Raw genomic sequence first — 14,879 nt, forward strand, 5'->3', positions numbered from 1 at the left:
TTATTCTAAATATTAATTAATTTTACCCTATCTCAAATAAACCGATCACTAACATTTAAGCCTAACGCCATTAGACGATTTTGGAAAATATTGAAACGAATCTTAATAGCTTTGCTATTACTGTTCCTTCTTATTTTCATTATATTTTCTATCCCAGCTGTTCAAACAGGTGTCGCGCGTAAATTAACTAAGGATTTAAAAACGCGAACAGGTGTTGATATTACAGTGGATCGTGTAGGCATTAGCTACCTTGGAGAAGCAGAATTAAAAGGAATTTTGATAAAAGATCATCACGGGGATACGCTCATTTATGCCAAAGAACTTAATACATCATTACTCAGCCTAAAAGGTGCTTACAATAATAAACCTGCTCTTGGTGATGTCTATGCAGACGGACTATTGTTTAACATGAAGCGGTATAAAGACGAAGAAACCGATAATTTTTCCATTTTTATAGATAAACTTTCTTCAAAAGAATCTACCAGCACTAAACCATTCAAGCTCACCTCTAAGAACATTATATTTACCAATAGTCATTATGAATACATAGATGAGAACCTTGAGACTCCGCAAGTCGTTCTTATTGATGATTTAGCGATTAATGCGTCAGATCTTTTGGTGTTAGGAAAAGAAGTAAGTGTAGATGTCGAAAGACTTGCCGGTAAAGAGGGTCGTGGAATTACTATAAATAGTTTAGCTACAGAGTTTTACTATTCTCCCCAGCGCATGAGCCTAAAAAATCTTAGTTTGGAGACACCACACTCTAACCTTAAGGGTGAAATTAATTTTTTGTATGAGCTTGAAGATTTTCAGGATTTTCTTAATAAGGTTAGGGTAGAGGCAAATTTTGAAGATTCCTCCCTGTCAACTACTGATCTTAAAGGCTTTTATAAAGAATTTGGGACAGGAGAATCCATCAACTTTACTACGAAACTTACAGGGACACTAAACGATTTTGATTTAATGAATGTTCGCTTACGCGGAATGAATCGCAGTGTGATCTATGGCGATATTAGGATTGAAGAATCATTTGCCAAGGATAAAAATAATTTCAAACTCACCGGAAACCTCTCCAATCTTACTACAAATTATTACGACCTGGTGAATTTATTACCAAATATTTTGCGAGAGAGTCTGCCTAAGAATTTGATTTCTTTTGGAAACGTTAAATTTACAGGGCAAACCAGTGTAACCCAAAAGCGATTAACTGTAGATGGAGCTTTAAATAGTCAGCTAGGAGATCTATTGGCAGATATTGAAATTAATGAGATCAATAATATTCAGGATGCAACGTATACGGGTAAACTTGCCGCCACAGAGTTTAACCTTGGTCAGTTTTTGGATCGAAATTCGTTGGGTATCACTACATTTAATTTAAATGTGGATGGAAGTGGTCTATTAGCCGAAACACTCAATACAAATATAAAAGGCGAGATACAATCACTTGAGTATAATGATTATACGTATCAAGGTATAACTGCTTCAGGAAGGTTAACATACCCTATTTTTAATGGATATCTAAATAGTAAAGATGTCAATGCAAACTTAGATTTTGAAGGTTTTGTGGATGTTTCCGAAGAAAAAAGTGATTTCGATTTTACAGCACGTATTAAAAGATTAAACTTGGTCGCGCTAAATCTCAATCTTCGTGATAGCATTTCAATTTTTAGCGGAGATTTAATCATGGACATCACCGGCAGCAATATTGACAATGCCGAAGGCGCTGTCGTAATTCAAAATGCTGTCTATGAGAATGAACAGGATCAATACGAATTTGCAGATCTTTCTATTATTTCTTCCTATCAAGGGAATGTACACACGCTGGAAATAAGTTCTCCAGATGTAATTGATGGAAAGCTTACGGGAGTGTATCAAATTAGAGAACTCCCGGCACTTTTTGAAAATGCAGTTGGTAGTTTATACACTAATTATCGACCAAACACTACTACAGAAAATCAATACCTGCAATTTGACTTTGATATTTACAGCAAAATTGTAGAAGCATTTCTACCTAATGTAGAAATAGCCGCCAATACATTTATTCGCGGTAGTGTTGAATCTGATGTTTCAGAATTTAACCTGAGTTTCAAATCTCCCTCCCTCACTATTGAGGACAATACGTTTGATGGGGTAAATGTGCAGGTTGATAATACAAATCCGCTCTTTAATACTTTTATTGATGTAAAAAAGTTAGAAAATTCTATTTACAACATTTCTAATTTTAACCTTATTAATGTAACACTAAGAGATACCTTATTTGTGCAGGCAGAATTTAATGGAGGCAAGGAAGATCGAGATGATTATGACATAACATTTTATCATACCATTGATTCTACCAGCAGATCCGTCATAGGATTGAGAAAATCTACCGTGAATTTTAAGAATAATACCTGGTACATCAATGAGGAAAAAAACCCTGAACAAAACAAAATCCTATTCGATCGCAAACTCACTAAACTAAAAATTGATTCTATACTAATCAGCCATGAGAACGAGAAAATCTTTCTCAATGGTTCTATGAAAGATGCTAATAACAAAGATTTTGAATTAACCTTTGATCAAGTTGATTTAAAGAAAATAACACCTAGTATCGATAGCCTGGCGCTGGATGGTTTAGTGAACGGTCGATTGAACATCATACAGCAGGAAGGAGTATACACTCCCACTGCAAATCTTACCATTGAAGATGTAAAAATAAATGATTTTCAATACGGTAAACTCGCCTTAGATATAGCCGGAAATAGTGATCTCACCAAATTTGACGTAGATGCTATTCTAAGAGAGGAAAAAATAAACGCCTTGAGTGCAAATGGGGAAATAATGATTGAGGGAGATGATGCTATTTTTGATTTGGACGCTTCACTCAATAAATTAGACCTTTCAGCCTTTAGTGCATTAGGGGGCGATGTGTTGACTGATATTAGAGGACTGGTATCAGGCAGAGCTAAGATCACTGGTAATGCTAAAAGTCCCAGCATGACAGGGCAGTTGCTCATTAATAATGGCGGATTGAAAATACCTTATCTCAATGTAGATCTTGATTTTGAACAACGGGCAAGAGTAGATTTAACCAATCAGCAATTTTATTTCAACAATATTAATATTACAGATGTAAAATATAAAACTCGGGGAGTACTTGATGGGACCATTACGCATACAAATTTTTCTAACTGGCAATTAGATCTGGATTTAGATACGGATCGTTTGGTAGTGCTGGATACTGAATACAACCCCGGGGAATTATATTACGGCACCGCCTTTATCGCAGGAGAAGCTAATATTGTGGGCCCAACTGACAACCTCACTATTAACGTTATTGCAGAGACTGAGCCTGGTACAGTATTTAAAATTCCTTTAGACGATACCGCATCTTTTGGAGATAATTCTTTTATTTATTTTTTAAGTCCCGAAGAAAAAGAACTGCGAGCAATAACTGGAGAGGTTCAATTTGAGGATTTGAAAGGACTCGACTTAAACTTTGATTTAGACATCGATGATGATGCCGAAGTAGAAGTAGTAGTAGATGTAGAAAGCGGAAGCACGCTAAAAGGTCGCGGAGCAGGAACCTTGTTAATTGAAATTAGTACTACTGGTAAATTTAATATGTGGGGAGATTTTATTGTGCTGGATGGGACATATAATTTCAAGTATGGTCAACTAGTTAATAAGGTATTTCAAGTTGAAAATGGCGGAACGATAAATTGGGACGGTAGTCCCTTACGTGCAGACCTCAATGTAAGTGCCATATATAAAGAACAGGTTAACCCGGCATTATTACTTGAAAACCCATCCTTTAATCGCCAAATACCTGTGGATGTAATTATCAATTTGCAGGGAGATCTAATCCAGCCAAATATAAATTTTGATCTGCGTTATCCTAATTTAAGCTCTGTAGTACAATCAGAGTTGGATTATAGGATTAACGATAATGAAACCAAAGAAATTCAGGCTCTTTCTATTATTACTCAGGGAGATTTTTATATGGGATTACAAAATATTGGTAATAACCCGTTAGTAGGAAATTTATTAGAGCGTGCCTCCAGTTTAGTAGACGGTATTTTTGCAGATGAGGATGGAAAGTTCAAAGTAGGCCTAAATTATCAGCAGGGCGTAACGACACAGGACCAACGTACAGACGATAGATTTGGACTCACGTTATCCACACAGATCAATAACCGTATTCTTATTAATGGAAAAGTAGGTGTGCCAGTTGGTGGTATACAACAAACCTCTGTGGTGGGAGATGTTGAAATTGCTTTTTTACTTAATGAATCAGGTACATTACAGTTTACCTTATTCAATAGGGAGAATAATATTCAATACATAGGAGAACAGCTTGGTTTTACCCAAGGTTCAGGATTGTCTTATTCTGTTGACTTCAATACCTTCGAAGAATTTTTAACTAAAATTCTCAAAAAAGAACTAAACAGTGTTCAAGAGACACAGCAAACATTAGAACAAAAAAATCTGGTGCCAGACTATATACGTTTTCCAGGAGATGAAAACATTAGATAATCTTGTTCCATAGGCGATAAATAATGTAGGCGCAAAGTCCTGATATGGTTAAACTTATCCAGGCATATGCATAAGAACTGTACAGGTAGTATCCGGTTCCAAATAATAAGCAATATACTCCAATAACACCACAAAAGAAGGAAATGACCTTGGCGCCAATGTGCTTAAACTTAGATTTCCCATCAAAAATAAGCGCATTAAATTCATCTCTTTTTTGACGTGAAATGGGAGTAGTAAGCAAGCTCACAACAATCCAGGAAATTGTGGTAATCACAACCCCAAGAACCAGTTGCCAATGTCCAGCTATACTAATCCAGGGAATTTCTTGTTTATCATTAATAAAAAAGAGTATCGCAATTAAAAACGACACTAACATGGCCGTAATTTCACTATAAGGATTAATTCTATGCCAAAACCAACGTAAAATAAATAGAAGTCCTGTGCCTGCTCCAATTTGCAACAATAAATTAAAAGCATCTCTCGCTTCTTCTAAAATCAGTGCGAGTAAGCCCGCGCAAATCATCATGAGTAAAGTAGCTACTCTTCCTATTCCTACTTTAGCCTTTTCTGAAGCTTTAGGATTGATAAAACGTACATAAAAATCATTTACAACGTAACTGCTTCCCCAGTTAAGATGTGTGGAAATAGTACTCATAAATGCGGCAATCAAGGATGTAACAACAATCCCCAGTAATCCCGCGGGTAAAAAGGTTAGCATCGCGGGATAAGAGAGGTCATTTTTTACAAAATTGGGATTCAATTCTGGAAATGCAGCCCTTAGACTTTCTAAAGATGGGTACATTATGAGCGATGCTAGGCCTATAATGATCCAGGGCCAGGGTCTTAACGCGTAGTGTGCTACGTTAAAAAATAAGGTAGCCGCTGTAGCATGTTTTTCATTCTTTGCTGCTAACATACGTTGAGCGATATAACCACCACCACCTGGTTCTGCACCGGGATACCACACGCTCCACCATTGTACGGCTAAAGGGATGATAAGTAATGGGATTAAGATTTCCATGTTTGTAAAGTCAGGAAACATGGCTGTTTTTGATTGCACCAAATCATTACGTAGCATTGCAGAGAGCCCACCCACTTGTGGTAAATTAGTGATATGTACCGCCGCCCATATGCTTCCTACCATAGCAATAATAAACTGGATAAAATCTGTAATGAGTACTCCACGTAATCCGCCCAGCATAGAATAAGTAACGGTTACCATTGAAGCGATAATAAGAGTTTGACCTTCAGAAAAGCCAAACATTACATGCCCGATTTTGATAGCCGCAAGGCAAACATTTGCCATGATGATTATATTGAAAAAGACTCCTAAATAAATAGCTCTAAAACCTCTTAAAAATGCAGCGCTTTTTCCTTCGTATCTCAATTCGTAAAACTCCAGATCGGTGGTAATTCCACTTTTACGCCATAGTTTGGCATAAAAGAAAACGGTGAGCATCCCGGTGAGAAGAAAACTCCACCAAATCCAGTTTCCGTAAACTCCGTCTTCTCTAATTACTCCTGCGACAAAATTGGGTGTATCTGCAGCAAACGTGGTGGCAACCATAGAAACTCCTAAGAGCCACCAAGGCATATTTCTACCTGATAAAAAGAAGTTAGAAACATCTTTACTACTTTGGCGCGAAACTAAAATTCCTATTACAAGTGAAACTATAAAAAATGCGATAATGATTGCCCAGTCTATGGTATCGAGAATCATAAGGTCTTTAGTTAATGAGACGTAAACGTATTATGATTTTATTGCAATCACGCTTATCTCTACGTTAACATGTTTGGGTAAGGTTTGTACCGCAACTGTTTCACGCGCTGGAGCCGTTTTAGGATCAAAATAAGCGCCGTAAATCTCATTTACCTTATTGAATAGCTCCATCCTACTAAGAAAAATAGATGATTTGACTACATTTTCAAAAGTAAAGCCGGCTTCATCTAAGACTGCTTTTAGATTTTTCATAACAAGGTTAGCTTCGGCTTCGATAGATGAAGTAACCAGCTCTCCTGTTTTAGGATCTATAGCTATTTGTCCTGAAGTAAATAACATGTTTCCCGCACGTATGGCTTGATTATATGGACCGATTGGAGCAGGAGCGTTTGAGGTTTCAACGATTTTTTTCATAGTAACCAGAGTTATTATTTAAAGCTGAAAGATAATCTTAATTCTCAAACTGAAAATTGTTTTTAATAATGAATGTGGTTTAATGAAGTAGGGCTGGTATAAAGTTCTTAGTCTTCAATCTAAGTGTGCAGGCTAATATCAAATTGAAATCTTAATTTAAAGAAAAGTACATCAATCAAATATTTACTGAAAATACGCATATTGACATATAGTACAATCCTCTGTTAATTTGAGCGCATCCGAAAATTTTAAATCGTTAATTTTCAATACATTTCGACTTCCCTGAATGTGACAGTTTTCGTTTTATGTCAAATTACGGATATTCATATACATTTTGAACAATTAAAACGAATAACTCAATAATAACTAACTTAATAATAATTCAACTCTAGAGCCTACGATCCGGCTCTCTGTTTTTATCGTATTTAATATCTCTTAAAGCCCCGGCTTTGATCCCAATAAAGAAAAACCATTGCGCACGATTACCGTACGGCGTCCAGTTAAACGTCATATACCAACTTTTAAGTTCTCGTCTAAAATTGAGTTGAGGAGGTCTAAAACTATTATCAGTGAGATCATAACTAGAACTAAATCCAAGAGACCACATGGGTGAGAGCTCCACATCGCCAGAAAAGTCAACTGAGTGTGCAGTGATTTCATTTTGACGGGCATTATTGGTGTAGTTCATCGAGTAACTCATGCGCAAATTCCAAGGAATCTTGTAATTATAGTAATCATTATCCTCATTATTACCATCTCTATTAAGATTAGGATCAGAAACAGATTTTGGTAGTCCACGATCGTTCAAAGTTCTAGTTTGTCCTAAAAGATCATCTGGGCGGGATCCATTTAGTATGGCCTGGTCGACTTCATCTATTCCCAGATTTGGATCTTCGTCTTTTACAGCCCCTCGTTCAAAATCTCTGCTGGAAAAATTATACCCAAAACTAACGTTACCACGGGTTAGTCTAAACAGGCTTCCACCATTGTTGATGTTTAACTTATCAATACGTTGATTTGAACTATTGAGCGCGTAAGGATCCATCTGTCCTGTAAAGTTGATATCTAGTTTATTTTGAACTACGGGGATGTTTCCTCTAAAGGTAATAGGGGCGAGGTTAAGTGAATCTGCTGCTATATTATAGGACGTACTAAAGCCCAGATTACTGATTAGTTTGATTTTTCTGGGTTCGGCTTCAACATCCAGCGTATCCTTTGGTCGTATTTTAGCTTCAATGTCATTGGTTATTGAGAATCCTATGTTGCTAGACATGTTTTCATTAGGAGTACCGTATAGGGTTCCTTGAAATCTTGTATAACTTACGCGCTCCTCTTCTGGTCGTATATCATTCGCAGGAATTACGTATTCATCATAATATTGATCAAATCCGGGGGTTAGTGTATAACTTATGGAGGGTCTGATTACATGCCTGAGCGCCTGAATCTTATTTTTCTTGTCAAAATCAACTCTACCGTATAAGGTTGTACCAACGTTGGTGCTAAAGTTGTAGGTTCGCCAAGACTCAAAACCAGCGACAGTATCTGTCACTACTTCATTATTTATATCATCATACGATTGCCTAAATGTCCTAAATACCCAGTTTTCTCTAAAATTTGTACCGGCGGTTACACTTAAGTACTTAGCTACTTTAAAATTAGTGCTTACCGGGATAGTATGCTGCGCACCGTAGATGGCATCATCGAACATCTCTTCTTTAAAAAAAAGAGAGTCGGTGGTGCTAAATCTATTCTCTGCCCTTAGATTATATTGGAGATTGATATTTTGAATCAGTCCTTTTTTTGTGCCGTTTTTTGGTGCAAATGGAAATAACCTGGCGATATTTGCTTGTAGCGTAGGTAACGTCATGTTAATTTCTTCGGTGTTGGAGTTTTGCGAGTGCGTTGCCGTAAGTGCAATATTGATTTGGGGTTCTACATCAAAGGTCTTTTGATAGGAAATTGATGAGCTTAAGTTGTTGTTTAAGAAATTAGCAGTATTACTTTGGTTTAGTGATTGTTGGAAGAATCTACTGCTTCCTAAATTCACTGAAGCCGAAAACCTGGACGTTGGATTAGCTTTAGCATCTTGAGAATGTGACCATTGGATATTGTAGGTATCTCCTTCAGAGAATCCCGGGAAACCTCGTTCTCCCTCTACCAGTCGTTCGTACCTCAAGTTTACATTTCCGCGAAAGCGATATCTTACTCCGTATTCTGACTGGGTGCGTATTCCATAGCTTCCGTTGGTATAATAATCTCCTAAAACGGTAAGGTTTACATACTCGCTCAGGGCAAAATAATATCCCCCGTTTTGAAGAAAGTAACCACGGTTTCGGCGTTCTCCATAGGACGGAATGATAAAACCAGAAACTTCCTCATCAGTCAACGGGAAATATCCAAAAGGTAGTCCCAGCGGCGTTGGTACATCTTCAATGTACATATTGACCAAACCGGTGACGATTTTTTTTTCGGGAACGAATTTGATGCGGCGTGCGAAGAAATAATACTCGGGGTCATCAACATCTTCGGCAGTAGTAAACTTGACATTTCGCATGTAATATACAGAGTCGTTTTCTCGCTTAGTCACTGCTCCTTTAACATTAAATCCGCCCTCATTCGTTCGTGAGTTGTAGACCAGCGCTTTTTCGGTATCAAAATTAAATCTAATGGAATCAGGTTCCACTACACTATTAGCCTGAGTAAATACAGGCGATTGCGTGTAAACATCTGCTGTGTCCCTTATGCCATAAGCATAAATTTCATTCTTTTCGTTGTCGAGGATAATAAGCCCCGCCTTGATGTTCACATCGCCGTAAGTGATTTCGGCTTCATTGTAGAGGTACATGCGATTCTCTTTTCGGGAAAGGCGCATATAATCCTTAGCCTTGTATACCACCTGATCGGTGAGAAACGTAGTCTTTTGTTCAGTTATGGTATCCTTTTTGATTGAGTCTTGAACAGTAGCAGGAATAGGTGTTTGTGAGGAAGAAGCAATACTATCCTTTTTTGCCTCAATGCTTAATTCGCGTCCCGTTTTTAATTCTTGAGCCGTCAAAACAGATGTGAATAACGTGGTGAAAACTAAGCAACAAAGGATATGTAGGTGGTAGGTTCGCAATACTATTAATGCTATTTTTGTAACAGTGGCGTGCTTTGAAGGCTCAAAACTACAATAATTTTTAACCTTACGCATTTTAAAAGGTTGCAATAACCAAAAATTACGCCAAATAGAAAACGAAGGATGAACAGAGTTGTTTTAATTTTTTTATTACTTATTATTTGTGCAGGAGCATCACTTTCTTTTGCCTCAAATCAAATGCCTAATCCGCCTAAAAAATTTATCGTTGTGTTGGATGCAGGTCATGGCGGAAAAGATCATGGAAATTTGGGAAATGGATATAAGGAAAAGTCAATAGCTCTCAATATTATTCTAAAGGTCGGTGCTGCCCTTAAAAAAATGGAAAACGTAGAAGTCATCTACACCCGCGACAAAGATGTTTTTGTTGATTTGAAAGAACGCGGAAATATTGCCAATGCTGCCAATGCAGACTTGTTTGTTTCGGTTCACTGCAACGCACATAATTCTCAGGCTCAAGGTACCGAAACATTTGTGCTGGGTACTCACCGTAACAATACCAATTTTGAAATAGCCAAGAAGGAAAATTCAGTAATCTTTCTGGAAGACAATTACGAAGAGAAATACGAAGGATTTGATCCCAACTCTCCAGAGAGTACGATAGGTCTTACCTTGATGCAGGAAGAATATCTGGATCAAAGTATCATGCTGGCTGATTTTGTGCAGAAACAGTTTACAAAAAAACTGGCACGCGTCAATCGCGGCGTTAAACAAGCGGGATTCATTGTTTTATACCAAACCGTTATGCCCAGCGTATTAATAGAAGTAGGTTTTTTAACGAACAATAAAGAAGGAAAATACCTCAATAGTTCAAAGGGACAAAATGATATGGCTAAGTCTATCACTAGTGCCATTATAAAATATAAGGAATCTCTTAACCTGGTAAACCAAGAAAATATCACAATCTATTCAGATTATGATACAAACGCTACTGTCACTACCACAAATACGACTAAAGTAGTTGTTCCTACAGATGAGAACGGTATTACCATAAGTAATGAAGATCCAGAGGGTATCGCCAGTTTGGACAACGATGCTAATGTTTTTTATCGCGTACAAATCGCGGCAAGCGGAACTAAACTAGAGCCCAAATCATATAATTTCAAAGGAATTAAAGGGGTTAATAGAGAAAGTGACGGATCACTTTATCGTTATTATGTGGGAGAAACTACAAGTTATAACAAAGCGAATAAGCTACTTAAACTGGTAAAATCAAAAGGGTTTCCATCTAGTTATATAGTCGCGTATAAAAATGGAGAACGCGTACAAATTAGTGAGGCTAGAAATTCTCAATTGAAATAGCTCTTTTCGTACCTTATTTATTCCTATTTTTGTTCAAATAACTAAATCAACCTCATTGAAAATTACAAAAGAAGTTAAAACCGCACTCTTGGCTATTGTAGCCGTAATCCTACTTATTTTTGGTTACAGTTTTCTAAAAGGCAAAAACATCCTTGAAAATTCAAAGATCATTTATGCTAAATACGAAAACGTAGGAGGACTAATTAAATCATCAGGGGTTTTTATAAATGGTCTTCAAGTAGGATCCGTGACTGATATTAAATTTATAAGTGGTTCAGGCGAGTTACTGATCAAAATGAATATTGATACTGATTTAGGTTTTTCAAATAAGAGTATTGCAGAGATTGGTGGGGATTTGATAGGAGCAAAATACGTCACTATTTACCCTGAATTTGAGGGCAAAGTCATTGAAACCGGGGATACCATTTCATCACAAATTGAACAAGGTTTGATCGATCAATTCACACCAACACAACGCAAACTTGATCGTGTTTTAGTAGATGCAGATACACTCGTTAAATCCGTCAACAATATCTTAGATGAGGATACACAGGCAAATCTTAGGGAAACCATTGCTTCTACCAATCAAATTATGAAAGATTTTACTCTAACCATGCGTAAGATCAATCGTATTATGGATGATAATTCTGGTAAACTTAAAACCACCGTTGCCAATTTTGAACAATCTTCAGAGGATCTTACCGCGATTACCGCAAATTTAAAAGAGGTAGATATAAAAGCATTGATTAGTAATATTGAAGGAACACTTGCAGATTTTAAAGAAATTTCGGGTAAATTAAATTCTGAAAAGGGAACCATGGGGAAACTCATGAACGATCCAGAATTATATAATAACCTCGATATTGCGACTAAACAAATGGCGGCATTGCTGCAGGATTTGAAGTTAAACCCTACGCGCTACATTAATGTTTCTGTCTTTGGCAAGAAAAATAAACCGTACATACAACCTAACGATTCACTAAAGTAAAAAGTAGAAGGTATGCAAATTATTGCTCAAATAGCATTTGCCGTGGTTCTCATTGCGGGTATCGGATATTTTTCCAGAAACGTTATGCGTATTAAGCGTAATATTAATTTGGGTCGGGATGAAGATCGATCTGATAACCCGTCACAGCGTTGGAAGAACATGGCGATGATCGCCTTAGGTCAATCAAAAATGGTAAAACGCCCCATTGCCGGAGCACTTCACGTTATCGTTTACATAGGTTTTGTAATTATCAACATAGAGGTGTTAGAAATCATTATTGATGGATTAGCAGGAACACACCGTATTTTTAGTTTTTTAGGTCCTGTGTACGATTTCTTAATCGGGTCTTTTGAAATACTGGCACTTTTAGTACTTATTACTGTAGTGATCTTTTGGATACGAAGAAACGGTCTTGATATTCGCAGATTTAAAATGCCAGAACTTAAGGGCTGGCCAAAGAATGACGCTAATTTCATTCTTTATTTTGAGGTTGTATTGATGGTTTTATTTTTAACTATGAATGCGACAGATCACCAACTTCAACTCAATGGAGCTGATCACTATGCTAATGAAGCAGGAATAATGGGCTCTTTCCCTGTTAGCCAATTCTTACTTCCTATTTTTGACGGCATGAGCAACAGTTCACTTATAATTATTGAACGTTTGGCTTGGTGGTTACACATTGTAGGAATTTTGATATTTCTTAATTACCTGTACTGGTCTAAGCATTTGCACATCTTGCTTGCTTTTCCAAATACCTATTATGGTGATTTAACTCCACAAGGTCAGTTAGATAATTTGGAGTCTGTGACGAATGAAGTCAAGCTTATGATGGATCCAAGCGCAGATCCTTTTGCTGCTCCAGATGCAGGTCAAGCCGAAGAAGAGCCTGCAAAATTTGGCGCCAGTGATGTCATGGATCTTTCCTGGAAAAATTTACTAGGTGCATATACCTGCACCGAGTGTGGACGTTGTACCAGTGAATGTCCGGCAAACCAAACCGGAAAAAAGCTTTCTCCACGTAAAATAATGATGGATACCCGCGATCGATTAGAAGAAGTGGGAGAGAATATCAATAAGAATGGAAAGTTTGTCGATGATGGCAAACAATTACTGGACGACTACATTACTAAAGAAGAACTATGGGCGTGTACAACCTGTAACGCTTGTGTTGAAGCTTGCCCGGTAAGCATTAATCCATTATCAATTATTTTGGATATGCGTCAATATTTAGTGATGGAGCAGAGCGCTGCTCCTACAGATTTAAATAATGCCATGACCAATATAGAGAATAATGGGGCACCCTGGCCGTTTAATCAAATGGACCGCTTGAATTGGGCTAAAGAAAATGCATAATTCCATTAGTCATCTACTATAAAAACGCTTCAAGAATAAAAGAATGACCAAAGCTGAAAAAACCAGAGAATTTCTACAAATAAAGGATGAGACGGGGGTTACACTCAGTCCTATATTACCTGATCATGTAAAAAACTACCTTATAGATATTGACGGAACCATTACTGAAGATGTTCCTAATGAAGAGCCAGAGCGTATGGCGACCTGTAAGCCTTTTCCTGATGCACTGGAAATACTAAACAAATGGTATAGTGAAGGGCATGTGATCTGTTTTTTTACGTCAAGAACCGAAGAACACAGAGCAGTGACTGAAAAGTGGTTAGCAGAGCACGGATTCAATTACCACAGTTTGTTGATGGGAAAACCACGCGGCGGAAATTATCATTGGATTGATAACCATATGGTACGCGCAACACGTTATAAAGGTAATTTTACAGATTTAATTGAAAAAGAAGTAAAAATAGAAGTCTTTAAAGACGAGTAATACTTGTGACTGAGCCTTTCGTTTTGGTGACTGAGCCTGTCGAAGTCACTATCTAATAAACTTACCAGGACCAGCGAAGTCAACTAGTATCAAGAAAAGAAAATAAAAGTCTTCCTTCATTTCTCCCCTTGAGGGGAGATAAAGAGGGGTGTTTTAATAAGACAGTTTAATATGACAGAAGCAGTTAAAGTGCCTACCATGGCAGAATATATGGCGCAGGATAAAATGCCTGAAGTTCTTTTTTGGGTAGGATGCGCCGGTAGTTTTGACGATAGAGCAAAAAAGATCACTAAAGCCTTTGTAAAACTTTTACATAAAGCAAACGTTGACTTTGCGGTGCTGGGAACCGAAGAAAGCTGTACCGGGGACCCGGCAAAACGCGCCGGGAACGAATTTTTATTTCAAATGCAGGCCGTAACAAATATTGAAGTTATGAACGGTTACGGAGTGAAGAAAATTGTCACTACCTGTCCGCATTGCTTTAATACCATCAAAAACGAATATCCGGGTCTAGGTGGCGACTATGAGGTTATGCACCACACGAACTTTCTAAAAGCGCTCTTAGAAGAAGGGCGACTCACTGTTGAAGGCGGTAAATTCAAAGGAAAACGCATTACCTACCACGATCCGTGCTACTTGGCCAGAGCCAATAACATTTATGAAGCTCCGCGTGAGTTACTGGAAAAATTGGAAGCCGAGGTAGTCGAAATGCGTAAATGCAAAAAACAAGGACTTTGCTGTGGCGCTGGTGGTGCTCAAATGTTCAAAGAACCAGAGCCCGGCAATATGGATGTCAATATCCTGCGTACAGAGCAAGCCTTGGAGACAAAACCCAATATCATTGCTGCGGCCTGCCCGTTTTGTAATACCATGATGAGCGACGGAGTCAAAAATAAAGAGAAAGAAGATAGCATTGAGGTGCTGGATGTAGCTGAATTAATTGCTAACGCGGAAGATTTATAAG

Annotated in this window: 9 protein-coding genes; 6 read left to right on the top strand and 3 right to left on the bottom strand. The window is 37.6% G+C overall.

Annotation, left to right across the window (positions count from 1 at the left end):
* Nucleotides 1–90 precede the first annotated feature (90 nt).
* Nucleotides 91–4,515, top strand: a complete 4,425-nt coding sequence (locus ABD000_RS00650; protein ID WP_343762494.1) for a translocation/assembly module TamB domain-containing protein — start codon at nucleotides 91–93, stop codon at nucleotides 4,513–4,515.
* On the opposite strand, the gene ABD000_RS00655 is transcribed toward ABD000_RS00650, so the two are convergent.
* The 3 genes from ABD000_RS00655 to ABD000_RS00665 form a co-directional block, all read right to left on the bottom strand.
* Nucleotides 4,508–6,235 carry a sodium:solute symporter family protein gene (locus ABD000_RS00655; protein ID WP_343762496.1) on the bottom strand — a complete coding sequence of 576 codons (1,728 nt, stop codon included), beginning with the start codon at nucleotides 6,233–6,235 and terminating at the stop codon, nucleotides 4,508–4,510. The genes ABD000_RS00650 and ABD000_RS00655 overlap by 8 nt on opposite strands.
* A gap of 30 nt (nucleotides 6,236–6,265) precedes the next feature.
* Nucleotides 6,266–6,649, bottom strand: coding sequence for a RidA family protein (locus ABD000_RS00660; RefSeq protein WP_343762498.1), 384 nt, complete (start codon nucleotides 6,647–6,649; stop codon nucleotides 6,266–6,268).
* A gap of 388 nt (nucleotides 6,650–7,037) precedes the next feature.
* Complete coding sequence (locus ABD000_RS00665; protein WP_343762500.1) at nucleotides 7,038–9,842, bottom strand: putative LPS assembly protein LptD; 2,805 nt, start codon at nucleotides 9,840–9,842, stop codon at nucleotides 7,038–7,040.
* 48 nt (nucleotides 9,843–9,890) lie between these two features.
* Here ABD000_RS00665 and ABD000_RS00670 point away from each other — a divergent pair, with 48 nt between their 5' ends.
* The 5 genes from ABD000_RS00670 (at nucleotide 9,891) to ABD000_RS00690 (ending at nucleotide 14,878) form a co-directional block, all read left to right on the top strand.
* Nucleotides 9,891–11,087: an N-acetylmuramoyl-L-alanine amidase gene (locus ABD000_RS00670; protein ID WP_343762504.1), complete on the top strand. Its 1,197-nt coding sequence runs from the start codon at nucleotides 9,891–9,893 to the stop codon at nucleotides 11,085–11,087.
* 55 nt (nucleotides 11,088–11,142) lie between these two features.
* Nucleotides 11,143–12,075 carry an MlaD family protein gene (locus ABD000_RS00675; protein ID WP_343762508.1) on the top strand — a complete coding sequence of 311 codons (933 nt, stop codon included), beginning with the start codon at nucleotides 11,143–11,145 and terminating at the stop codon, nucleotides 12,073–12,075.
* Nucleotides 12,076–12,087: 12 nt separating this feature from the next.
* Nucleotides 12,088–13,431 carry a 4Fe-4S dicluster domain-containing protein gene (locus ABD000_RS00680; RefSeq protein WP_343762512.1) on the top strand — a complete coding sequence of 448 codons (1,344 nt, stop codon included), beginning with the start codon at nucleotides 12,088–12,090 and terminating at the stop codon, nucleotides 13,429–13,431.
* 43 nt (nucleotides 13,432–13,474) lie between these two features.
* Nucleotides 13,475–13,915, top strand: a complete 441-nt coding sequence (locus ABD000_RS00685) for an LNS2 domain-containing protein (RefSeq protein ID WP_343762516.1) — start codon at nucleotides 13,475–13,477, stop codon at nucleotides 13,913–13,915.
* A gap of 171 nt (nucleotides 13,916–14,086) precedes the next feature.
* Entirely contained in the window at nucleotides 14,087–14,878 is a 792-nt protein-coding gene (locus tag ABD000_RS00690; RefSeq protein WP_343762518.1) for a (Fe-S)-binding protein, read from the top strand.
* Nucleotide 14,879: the final 1 nt, after the last annotated feature.

Source organism: Gangjinia marincola (assembly GCF_039523415.1).
In the GTDB taxonomy this organism is placed as follows: domain Bacteria; phylum Bacteroidota; class Bacteroidia; order Flavobacteriales; family Flavobacteriaceae; genus Gangjinia; species Gangjinia marincola.

Coding starts and splice junctions, on each gene's coding strand:
- ABD000_RS00655 (WP_343762496.1), bottom strand. CDS start 6,235: ATGATTCTCGATACCATAGACTGGGCAATCATTATCGCATTTTTTATA.
- ABD000_RS00660 (WP_343762498.1), bottom strand. CDS start 6,649: ATGAAAAAAATCGTTGAAACCTCAAACGCTCCTGCTCCAATCGGTCCA.
- ABD000_RS00665 (WP_343762500.1), bottom strand. CDS start 9,842: ATGCGTAAGGTTAAAAATTATTGTAGTTTTGAGCCTTCAAAGCACGCC.
- ABD000_RS00670 (WP_343762504.1), top strand. CDS start 9,891: ATGAACAGAGTTGTTTTAATTTTTTTATTACTTATTATTTGTGCAGGA.
- ABD000_RS00680 (WP_343762512.1), top strand. CDS start 12,088: ATGCAAATTATTGCTCAAATAGCATTTGCCGTGGTTCTCATTGCGGGT.
- ABD000_RS00685 (WP_343762516.1), top strand. CDS start 13,475: ATGACCAAAGCTGAAAAAACCAGAGAATTTCTACAAATAAAGGATGAG.
- ABD000_RS00690 (WP_343762518.1), top strand. CDS start 14,087: ATGACAGAAGCAGTTAAAGTGCCTACCATGGCAGAATATATGGCGCAG.